At 34.5% G+C, this 10,899-nt stretch carries 9 protein-coding genes and 1 pseudogene; 9 read left to right on the forward strand and 1 reads right to left on the reverse strand.

Annotated elements, in window-relative coordinates; translation table 11 throughout:
- The 6 genes and pseudogenes from PMI13_RS12630 to PMI13_RS12655 form a co-directional block, all read left to right on the forward strand.
- The coding region (locus PMI13_RS12630) for a T9SS type A sorting domain-containing protein (protein ID WP_007844254.1) at positions 1-411 on the forward strand (411 nt) is incomplete at its 5' end.
- Positions 412-415: 4 nt separating this feature from the next.
- Entirely contained in the window at positions 416-3,763 is a 3,348-nt protein-coding gene (locus tag PMI13_RS12635; RefSeq protein WP_007844256.1) for a hypothetical protein, read from the forward strand.
- Between the two features lie 6 nt (positions 3,764-3,769).
- On the forward strand, positions 3,770-7,222 hold the full coding sequence (locus tag PMI13_RS12640) for a DUF6443 domain-containing protein (protein WP_007844257.1): 3,453 nt from the start codon (positions 3,770-3,772) through the stop codon (positions 7,220-7,222).
- A gap of 1 nt (position 7,223) precedes the next feature.
- On the forward strand, positions 7,224-7,511 hold the full coding sequence (locus PMI13_RS12645) for a hypothetical protein (RefSeq protein ID WP_007844258.1): 288 nt from the start codon (positions 7,224-7,226) through the stop codon (positions 7,509-7,511).
- 166 nt (positions 7,512-7,677) lie between these two features.
- Positions 7,678-8,028 (forward strand): annotated as a pseudogene (locus PMI13_RS21845) (RHS repeat domain-containing protein); the annotation flags it as partial.
- Between the two features lie 772 nt (positions 8,029-8,800).
- Positions 8,801-9,055: a hypothetical protein gene (locus PMI13_RS12655; protein WP_007844260.1), complete on the forward strand. Its 255-nt coding sequence runs from the start codon at positions 8,801-8,803 to the stop codon at positions 9,053-9,055.
- A gap of 34 nt (positions 9,056-9,089) precedes the next feature.
- On the opposite strand, the gene PMI13_RS12660 is transcribed toward PMI13_RS12655, so the two are convergent.
- The gene (locus PMI13_RS12660) at positions 9,090-9,365 is read right to left on the reverse strand and encodes a helix-turn-helix domain-containing protein (RefSeq protein WP_007844261.1); all 276 of its coding nucleotides are present in this window, start codon (positions 9,363-9,365) and stop codon (positions 9,090-9,092) included.
- A 76-nt stretch (positions 9,366-9,441) separates the two neighbouring features.
- Between PMI13_RS12660 and PMI13_RS12665 the strand changes: the two genes are divergently transcribed.
- From PMI13_RS12665 to PMI13_RS12675, 3 genes are read left to right on the forward strand one after another with little or no spacing between them, the layout of a single operon-like run.
- Positions 9,442-10,038, forward strand: coding sequence for a toprim domain-containing protein (locus PMI13_RS12665; RefSeq protein WP_007844262.1), 597 nt, complete (start codon positions 9,442-9,444; stop codon positions 10,036-10,038).
- Positions 10,035-10,340 carry a hypothetical protein gene (locus tag PMI13_RS12670; RefSeq protein WP_007844263.1) on the forward strand — a complete coding sequence of 102 codons (306 nt, stop codon included), beginning with the start codon at positions 10,035-10,037 and terminating at the stop codon, positions 10,338-10,340. The genes PMI13_RS12665 and PMI13_RS12670 overlap by 4 nt, the downstream gene beginning before the upstream one ends.
- Before the next feature lie 2 nt (positions 10,341-10,342).
- Positions 10,343-10,684 carry a hypothetical protein gene (locus PMI13_RS12675; RefSeq protein ID WP_034670814.1) on the forward strand — a complete coding sequence of 114 codons (342 nt, stop codon included), beginning with the start codon at positions 10,343-10,345 and terminating at the stop codon, positions 10,682-10,684.
- The last annotated feature ends 215 nt before the right edge of the window (positions 10,685-10,899 follow it).

Below are 10,899 nucleotides of genomic sequence, written 5' to 3' on the forward strand. Positions count from 1 at the left end.
TGGAGAAAGCATGTGAAAGGGGAATCAAGAAAAAGAGAGGAAAGACTTTCGGATATTAAATTAAACAGGGATGGTTCTATCATTTTAGCAGGCACCAGTGCTGAGGAATTAGGAAAGGAGAACTGGAAGATTGTGAAACTGGGTGATAAGCAGATTGATCAGTTAATCGAGAAGCAGGATATTAAGATTTACCCGAATCCTGTGTCTGATTATGCTTATGTGGAAATAGACTTCGATTTTAAAGATGCTGAGATTGTGGTGTATGATATGGGTGGAAGACAGCTTCAGAGCATTAAAACGAAGAATACGGTGACTAAAATTAATACACAGCCACTTATTCAGGGAGCTTACCTTGTGGTGGTGAAAACAGATACGAATAAAACAGCGAATGCTAAATTGATTAAGAAATAAGATGATGAAAAAAATACTATCATTTCTTACCATATTTTCAAGTATTATTTATTTTGGGCAAACAAATGATATTGGTTCCCCATACAATATAATCCCTCCGTCACCGGAATCCTATTATAAATCCCAGTTTGGAAACACTGATATTAATGACTTTAAAGGAGAACCTATTGTTAGTATTCCTTTATTTTCATTACAAAATGGTAATATTCCCTTTGAATTAGAATTAAAATATATTAAAGCAGGTGTTAAAGTAAATGATATACCCAATAGTACAGGGACTAATTGGATTTTAGGCACTGGAGGAATCATTACAAGAACAATAAATGATATTGCAGACGAAAAAGTAGTACATACTTTAATTCATCAGCTTCCAATCATAACATCTAATAATCCACAGGACTGGGGGGCATATGTAATTCAAAATAACAAAGATCATGAAGTTGATATTTTCAATTTTACGGTAGGAAATTATTCCGGCAGTTTTTTCTTGGATGAAAATTTCCAACCTGTGATATTAACTAAAGATAATAATTGTAAAGTAGAAGTTATCGGGTCATTCAGTCAGAATTATGAATTTAAAATTACAACAAATAATGGAACTATATACCATTTCGGAGGGAGTGGATTTACTGAAAAAACATTCAATAAGGAAGATGCAGGAGCAGCTGGGGTAACAAGTTTTTATTTAAAAGACATAAGTAGTAATGGGACCAATGGGACTATAAATTTTGAGTATGAATCTATAGGGACTTTAAGATCAATAACAACTGATATACAAGAAAGCTATAATTCAAGCATTGTTACAGTTGAAGAACCTCCTTGTGGTGGGCACCCGCTTCCTTCAAGTGCTATTGAACAAAAAAATAACTTTCTGAAAATTTCAGATCCTAAAAGAATAAAAAAGATCATATCAGGTGATAAAACTATTTCTTTTGATTATTCTGATGATTATGTTTTATATAATAAACTCAATAATATTAATGTCTACACTAATAATAATTTATTAAAGAAATATGTTCTTAATTATTTAGATAAATCAGATAATAACAATCATCTCCAAAGGTACTTTTTGACTGATGTGAAATTTTATGAAAATAATGCCAATGTTTTATATCTCAAGGAAGATTATAAATTAGAATATGATCAACCGTTAGAAATACCAGAAAGACTGTCCAAAGCTATTGATTATCTTGGTTATTATAACGGACAAAGTAATGCGATTGGTACACTTATACCTAATATAAATTTATTTAATGAAACCAATATTCCTGCATTTGATAATTTTGCTGACCGTAGGCCCGTATTTGAATTTGCAAAATATGGGTCTCTAAAATCCATAACTTATCCCACAAAAGGTAAAACTGTATTTGAATATGAGCCCATTACTGAAGCTCCTAAAGATGATACATTCTGGATGGCTATAGATCCTGTCAACAGAACTGATACTAAAGATTTATTTCCGTATGAATTCTTTGGCAAAGTCCAGTATTCATTTTCTCTTCGTTCTAATGATCAAAATATTAATACTCCTGCCCTGAAAGCAAGAGCTGTATTTAAAATGCTTGATGATTTAAATAATGTAGCATATACTTCCCAACAAATAACAATAAGTAAGGTTACTCCAAATTTATTTGCAAGTGTAGATGGAGAAATAATGTTTGATCGTACTAAAAAGTATAAATTAGTATTAGAAATTGTAGATAATTTATGCAGTAATTGTGAAGGTTTTGTAGAAGTAAAGGCAAAAAAACTTGATATACAAAACGGGCCTGGTATTCGGTTAAAAAAACAGTATGATATTACAGAAAATGGAACCATAAATATTAAAAGAGTTTATTATACTGATTTTGTAAATATACCTGATATAAGAAAGAACAATAATGTGTTCATTCCTGATTTTAGTACTTATTTTCTTCTACAAACCAATATACCAAATCCAGAAACATCTACAGACTGTGGTATTTGGGGATATACGGGGTCTTCTACTTTGGTTAACAATATTAAATCAACCCCTAACTTAAGTTCATTAGAATATTCTAGCCTATCTTTAAATCCTGATTTACCGGAAGATGGAAATTATCTTAATTTAATTGACCCTATGTATTCAAATATCACTTTAAGTTTTGGAGGAGATAATTTTGAAAAAGGGGGTGAAGAAAAAAAATATATGATCAAATCTAGGCCAAGTTCTGAAGTTGAATTATTTTCACCGTCTTTTTTTGACTTGGGCAATGATACAAATTTTGTTGGGTCTGCAGATAATTTATCTCGATTAACTCGGTCTGCAAAAGAAAGATTTCACAAATCACTTTCTTTTCCAAATATTGATGGTAAATTATTAATTGATAAAATATTTGAAATTCAAAATGGGAATATAAAATATAACAGAATTATTGAAAATAAATATGTTTTTAATGAAACTGTAAATACTTATAATGTAGTGGGTGGAGATGTCTACCAATCAAGCAATGGAGACCCTTACGGAATTAAAAATAAGTTTATTACCTCTTATAAGGTATCTATCAATGAAGCTTTACTTGATGAAACAATATCAACCGATATTCCAAATCCATCTTTGTCAGATAATAAAATTATTAAAAAAGTTAAAAATTATTATTCCTTACCCAATAACCAGCTTACAAAGCAAAGCATTACGAATCCGGAAGGTTCGATAGTAGAGACTACTTACCAATATGCCAACGATAAAAACAATCAAAAGCTTATCGCAGCTAATATGATAGGTATTCCATTAGAAACTTCGGTTGTAGAGAAGCAAAATACGTCAGATACAGGTAAAACTGTTTCAAGAACAGAAACCATTTATCCTGATCAGAATAATTACCCTACAACTCCAACGGGATCACTTCTATTACCATTATCATTAAAATCATATGATCTTTTAGACCCTGCGTCATTTAATGAAATTACTTATGTTAGCTATGATCAAAAAGGAAATCTTCAGGAATATAAAACAAAAGATGGCATTTCTGTAGCCATTGTCTGGGGATACAATGAAACCCAACCCATCGCAAAAATTGTAGGAACTAATTACAGGTATATAATGAGTTTTATCTCAGCCATCGTAACAGCATCCGATTCAGATGCAGCTACTCCGGCAAATGAACCTGCACTTATCACAGCATTGGATAATTTCAGAAAGAATGCCAGCCTTTCCGCTTACCAGATCACCACCTACACTTATGATCCATTAATCGGAGTAACAAGCATCACTCCACCATCAGGAATCAGGGAGGTGTATATTTATGATACAGCGGGTAGGCTCCAGGAAATAAGACAGGATTCCAAAACAGGTAAGCTTCTGAAAGAATTCAAATACAACTATAAAAACTAAGAATTGATGAAAAAAATATTAATCTCATTCAGTGCCTTGTTTGTGGTGGGCTTACTTCATGCCCAGGCAACGAATACTGAAAACTATATACAAATAAGAACCTATCTGGAAGGTGTCACCACTTCCAGTACCACAGCCAGGCAGGTACAGTCTGTGCAATACTTTGACGGTTTAGGAAGACCCAAGCAGGTGGTTGGTGTAAAAGCCTCTCCTTTGGGAAAAGATGTGGTCACCCATATCGAATATGATGGATTTGGAAGACAGGTGAAAGATTATCTGCCCGTTCCCCAATCCCAAACCTTAAACGGAGCCATCGTTCCCACACCACTCACGAATGCTACACAAGCCGGGATCTATGGTTCAGAAAAAATCTATGCCGAGAAGACACTGGAAAACTCTCCTTTAGATAGGATACTGGAACAGAAACAGGTAGGAACGGCGTGGAGTACAAAGCCTGTCAAATTCCAGTATGATGCCAATATTGTTGGAGAAGTAATTAAATACACTACTACAACAATATGGGAAAATAATGCAACGAAATCTAGCATTGATTACGGAGGCACTTATGGTGCTGGCCAGCTTTATAAAAATATCGTTACTGATGAAGATGGTAATAAAACGACAGAATTTAAAAACGGACAGGGACAGACCCTTCTTGTGAGAAAAGTTTTGAGCGTCACTGAAAATGCGGATACCTATTATGTTTACAATGAGTTTAATCAGTTAGCCTGGGTAATTCCTCCTCTTCTTTCAAAGAAACAAACCTGGGGTTGGGTAGATCAGGAAGCCCTGGCATATGAATACCGCTATGACGGCAGAAACCGTCTTGTAGAAAAAAAACTTCCCGGAAAAGGATGGGAATATATGGTATATGATAAAGCTGACAGGTTGATAATCACTCAGGATGCGGTATTAGGGGCCTCTAAACAGTGGATGTTTACCAAATATGACCAATTCAATAGAATTGTTTATACAGGAATTTATACTTCCTCTCAATCTTATGGTTCAACAGGAAGAGCTACAGAACAGAATACTGCCAATAATACGGCTAATATAAGTGAAAAAAGAAATGATACAACCCCACTTATACAAAATGGAGAAAGTATTTATTATACAAAAAATGCTTTTCCCTCAGGAAGTATGAAAATAATGAGTGTCAATTATTATGATGCCTATCCGACAGGTACTCCAACAATTCCAACCCTGGTTTTAGGTCAGAATGTATTGCCACAGAATGCCCAAAGTTCAAATGTAAGCACCAAAAGCTTACCTGTAGCCTCTTATGTGAAAAACATAGAAGATGATAACTGGACAAAAGCCTACACATGGTATGATATGAGAGGCAGGGTAATAGGAACTCATTCCATCAATCATTTGGGTGGGTATACCAAAACAGAAACCGAGCTTGATTTTGCAGGTGTTCCTCAGAAAGTGAATACGACTCACTTAAGAAAACAGGGAGAAATAGGAGTTACAATACAAGAAAGATTTGTTTACGACAGCCAGAACAGGCTTAAACAGCATTTCCACAAGGTTGACAATAAACCTGAAGAAATATTAACGGAAAATACTTACAATGAGCTTTCCCAGCTGAGCAATAAAAAGGTAGGCGGATATTCGTCATTTACCGGTGGAGGTATTACCCAAAGTATTGATTATGCCTATAACATCAGGGGTTGGATGACTAAGATTAATGATCCTGCTAATCTTAGTGGTAAACTATTCGGGTACGAGATCAAATATACCAACCCGGTATTTTCCGGTACAGCTCCCGGGAGATTCAATGGCAATATTGCAGAGATTGACTGGAAATCATCGATGGATGGTGTATTAAGAAGATATGATTACCAGTATGATGCTTTAAACAGGCTAGGAAAGGGAACTTATTCTGAGCCCGGCTCCTCGTTGATTTATAATAATTATTTCAATGAAGAACTGACCTATGACCTTAACGGAAATATATTAACCTTAAAAAGGCTTTCCAAACCCTCTTCAGGAACAGTTGCTGAAAGCATTGATAATCTGGTTTATAATTATTATAACGGAAACCAAAGCAACAGGTTACAGAAAATAACCCTTCCTTCGGGTGTTACCAATAACCCTTCCGGATATAATGCCCTGGGAAATACCATCGGGTATGATGATAATGGAAATATGACCGACCAGCTGGATAAGGGAATTACCAAGATTACTTATAATTATCTGAATTTACCCAATAGTATAAAAAAAGGTCTTGGATCATTTGGAGAAACAATTAGTTATACTTACAGAGCTGATGGGATAAAAGTTGGCAAGAACTCCACCGGCATTGCTATGCTAGGGGGAGTCCAGACCGATTATCTGGATGGGTTTCAATATGAAACAACTACAGGGACAGCTGTACTTAAATTTATCCCAACTTCGGAAGGTTATTACAATTTTGAAAATAATAAGTATATTTACCATTACACAGATCATTTAGGAAATGTAAGGTTGAGCTATACAAGGAATGATACCGGAACAGAGATCATTGAAGAAAACAATTACTATCCTTTTGGATTGAAGCATGAGCGGTATAATAATCTAGCAGGAAACCCTTCTTATCAGTACAAGTACAATGGCAAGGAACTTCAGACTGAAACTGGAATGTATGATTATGGCGCAAGGTTCTATATGCCGGATCTGGGAAGATGGGGCGTAGTAGACCCGATGGCGGAAAATATGTCAAGATGGTCTCCGTATAATTATGCGTTTAATAATCCGATAAAATATATTGATATAGATGGTTTAGCTCCAGGAGGTCCAGGAGATGGAACTGATGGAAAAACTATAAGAACTCAAGACATAGAGGAAGTTGTAATTTATGCACAGAAAAAAACTCGAAGCTTTTGGAATTGGGCTTGGAATGGAATTAAAAATGCTCTTACAAGTCAGTATAGCCCTAAAACTAATGCCGATAAATATGGTGGATTGAATTCTTATCGTCAATGGCAAGGTAGTCCTTTTTATAATGAAGGGGAGACAAAAATGGATAGAATTTTCCGATTGATAGGTAATAGTAAGCGAGAGGAAATGTTAGAGTTTGGAGGTGGTGGTTATAACATGTTTGGAGGTTATGGAAGAGTATTAAGTACTGAAGCTAAAGTTATAAATGAAGCTCAAACTATTCTTAAAGAAGAGAAAGCGCTTAAGAAAATTTTTGAGTTAGGAACTGGTCAGGAAGTTAAAATAGGAGGAAGAACAATTGTTGTTGAACCAGAAGCTCCAATGTCAGGTCTTACACTTTTCGAAGAAAATGCCTTTGTTCTTGGTAAAGATGCCTTTAGTTCTCCCTTAGAATTAAGAAAAACTATATTACATGAACTGTATAGATTAAATACGAGTAATTTGAAAGGACAAAATGTTACACAAGGAGCCGTAAGTGGTGAAACTAAAGCAGCTTTTGACTTTGCTGAAAAAAATGCACAAAAACTAAAATAATATGGGAGTTTTTATAATTAAAAGAGTTTTTACTTTAAACTATAAGAAGAAATTAGTTATAGTAGGAATAATAAAAAATGTTGATGAAAAGAATGTTAATAACTCAAATAGTTTAGTAATAAATAATAATGTAAATCTTCCTATACAAGAACTTAATGAATCACTTATAGAAGGTAAAACCTATCAAGCTTTTACTTTTGATTTAGACACGATAGATGAAGATTTATTACAAGATATTATTAAGCTTAAAGAAGGGCAAGAGATTAAAATAATCTACAGATTAGATTAATCCGCACTCCCAAACGATTACATCGTGTGGCAGATAAAAAAACAAACCCATTGCAAAAGCGGTGGGTTTTGTGTTTTATAAAGCGGCTACATTTTTATGACACTATCCCAGCAAGTATATAAGTTAAAAAGTTAGGGCTTAGATTTTATAGTCTGAGCCTTTTTTCAAAAATAAGTATATTTACAATTATATAGATCATTTAGGAAATGTAAGGTTGAGCCAGACAAGGAATGATACCGGAACAGAGATCATTGAGGAAAACAATTACTATCCATTTGAATTGAAGCATGAGCGGTACAATAACCTGGCAGGAAATCCTTCTTATCAGTATAAATACAATGGCAAGGAACTTCAGACTGAAACTGGAATGTACGACTTTGGAGCCCGTTTTTATATGCCAGACTTAGGGAGATGGGGTGTTGTAGATCCATTGGCGGAGAAAATGACCAGATTTAGTCCTTACAACTATGCGTTTAATAACCCAATCAGTTTCATTGATCCTGATGGTAGAGAAGGAACAGGATGGATTGAGCAATTTAATTTGGCTACTGGTAGATCTTATACTTATGACCCGAATGTTAATACAGTAGAACAAGCTGAAGCAGCCGGATATAAAGGTGTAAGCAAGGTAGCTGAAAGTCTTACTATCAATGGTAAGTCAACAGTAGCAGGAATTGAAATCAATCATTACTCTTATTCTTTAGCATCTAATGGATCAGTATATGATACTCAGGGGAATTCAATTAATTCTGATTTTTCAACAGAAGCAGGGACAGCAATTGGAAATGTACAACCAGGATTTGGTGGATTAGGTTTCAATGACGGACCTATTAAGTATGTAGGAGGAGCAGGTGATGTTACTGGAATTTTTGAAGTTGGAGGAATGGTCCTTTCTTCTTCAGGTGATTCTAACGCACAGTTAGCAGCACTTCCTTTATTAGTACTATCAGGAAATGAGGATGATGCTTTAAAAGTTTTAGCTGCTGAAAAAGGACTTTGGACTTCCACTAAAAATATGTCTTCGGCAGGAAATGCTTTTTCACACTTTAAAAAACATGGAAACGAGTTTCCTGAATTTGGAAATTCTCTACAATATGCTGAAGGAGCACATCAATTTATGAGTAAATCTCCAGCAGGAACATTAATGAAGACAAGAACCAATGGAGATATTATGAAGTATCATCCTACAACTAATACGTTTGGAGTAACAAATTCTGCCGGAGCACCTAAAACACTCTTTAGACCTAAAGACGGAATGAATTATTGGTTAAAACAAAAATAAAATTTTTATGAAAGAATATATTTGTAAAGCCTGTGGATTTAATAACTATCCTGAAGAATTTTGGGAAGATGATAACCCCATGTATATAATTTGTCCATGTTGTGGGTGTGAATCTGGTAATGAAGATTATACTATAGAGTCTGCAAAAGAATATAGAATGGAATGGATAAAAAAGGGAACAAAATGGTTTGATCCATCATTAAAGCCCAATGATTGGGACTTTTCTTCCCAATTAAAAAAAATTCCTGAGGAATATATATAAACAAAAACTCCGCTCAATTGAGCGGAGTTTTTGTTTATAAAATACTTTGTATTTTTCTTTTAGCTATAAAAGCATCAATGACTGAAAAGATATGATTGCGGTCTTCAGGTTCAAATTTTGAGACCTCCAAAATACGGCTACTTGTATTTTTATCAATCTGCACATCTTCTTTTCCGGTAAGGTAATCCAAAGACACGTCCAAAATATCTGCAATCTTGCGGGCAATATCTATCGAGGGATAAACTTCGTTCCTCTCGTATCTTCCCAACACGTTTTTATGAATCCCCAACTGCACCAAACAGGAAGCCATCAAAAAAGCACAGGAAATTATAAATCCGGAGACGAGAAAAAACAATCGTCTCTCCGACACGGACTTTTTGGGGAATATGTTCCAATATTTTAAAAATGCTCTTCACAGCAGTAAACCAGCAAGAGAATATTTAGAAAAGCGAAATCTTGACAACAGCATTTTAGAAATCGGTTACAACTCGGGTCAGTTCCATCACGGAGAAAGGAAAACAGAGGAACTATTGAAACAGGCTTTAGAAGTTGGATTGTTACAGGACAAAGGACTCATCAACAACAGAACCAAAGAAAAAGGCTACAGCCCTTTTGCGAAATGGTGTATCTGTTTTGCCTTAAGAAATCAGAAGAATGAAGTTACAGGATTATACTTCCGCTCTATCCTGAACGATGATAAAGCCAAGCATTACTACTTAAAAAACAGATTAGGAATTTATCCCGGCTACCCAAATCCCGAAACCTGCAAACTCATTTTAACAGAAGCTATTATTGATTGCGCAAGCCTACTTCAGATTAAAGAAATCAGAGACAATTATAGTTTACTCAGTTGTTTTGGAACGAATGGATTAAACGAGGAAATTTTAAAAGCGATAAAAAGTTTAGGGAATTTAGAGGAAATTATTTTCTGTTTTGACAATGACGATGCAGGAAAGAAAGCAGTTAAGAAATATTCCAAATGAATGCTTATGGAGAAAAAGATGGAGCTAAGTATACTAATGTCTTTGAGGGTGCTACGGGTTATTCTACAGAAGTTTCCGGTTCTTATGTATTTGGGGGTTCTCACAGTTTTAGTGCAAGTGATAATAGTGTGGGTCGTGCAGACTATGGAACCCAAGCTACAAGCTTTAATGTTGGAGTTGGTTATGATGCAGGAGTTTCGAGAACATATACAACTGATATAACGCAGAAAGTTAATAATGCTCCATCGGCAATTGGGAACTGGCTTCGTAAAAATATTAAACATTCTCCTCAATTTGATTAAGTATGAAACCAAAAATAAGTTTAATTGTATGTTTAATAATTGTGTTAATTTTCTTTATTTTCACAAATCGTATAAATCATCAAAGTAATGCAAAGAGGCTTACTGAAGAGGAATGTATTTTAGTTGTAAAAATACCTCCTTCATCATATACTTCTGAGATGTTTAAGGCGAAAGGCTATAGCCCTCTAACTAAAAAACCTTGTGAATGTAATCACTATAATAGATGGTGGAGCTCATATAAAAATGAAATAGGAGTTGGTGATACTATAGTTAAGAAGAAAGGTGAATTGATTTTTAGTATTCGCAAAAAAGATAGTATTATCAACCATGAGTACAAGTTATAATATTCAAAAAATAAAGCGGAATAACTCCCGCTTTATTTTTTTTGTATAATATCAAAATCAACTCGATAAGAGATTATTTTAATATTATCATTTTCTTTCTGCAATCTAAAATATTCTTTTGTTTGGGTAGAGTCTCTTGTAACAAGATATGAAAGTTCATGACACTATCCCGTAAAGTGTGTAAGTTAAAAAGCTAGGCTTGGATTTTATAATCT

This window comes from Chryseobacterium populi (genome assembly GCF_000282115.1).
GTDB classification, from domain to species: Bacteria; Bacteroidota; Bacteroidia; order Flavobacteriales; family Weeksellaceae; genus Chryseobacterium; species Chryseobacterium populi.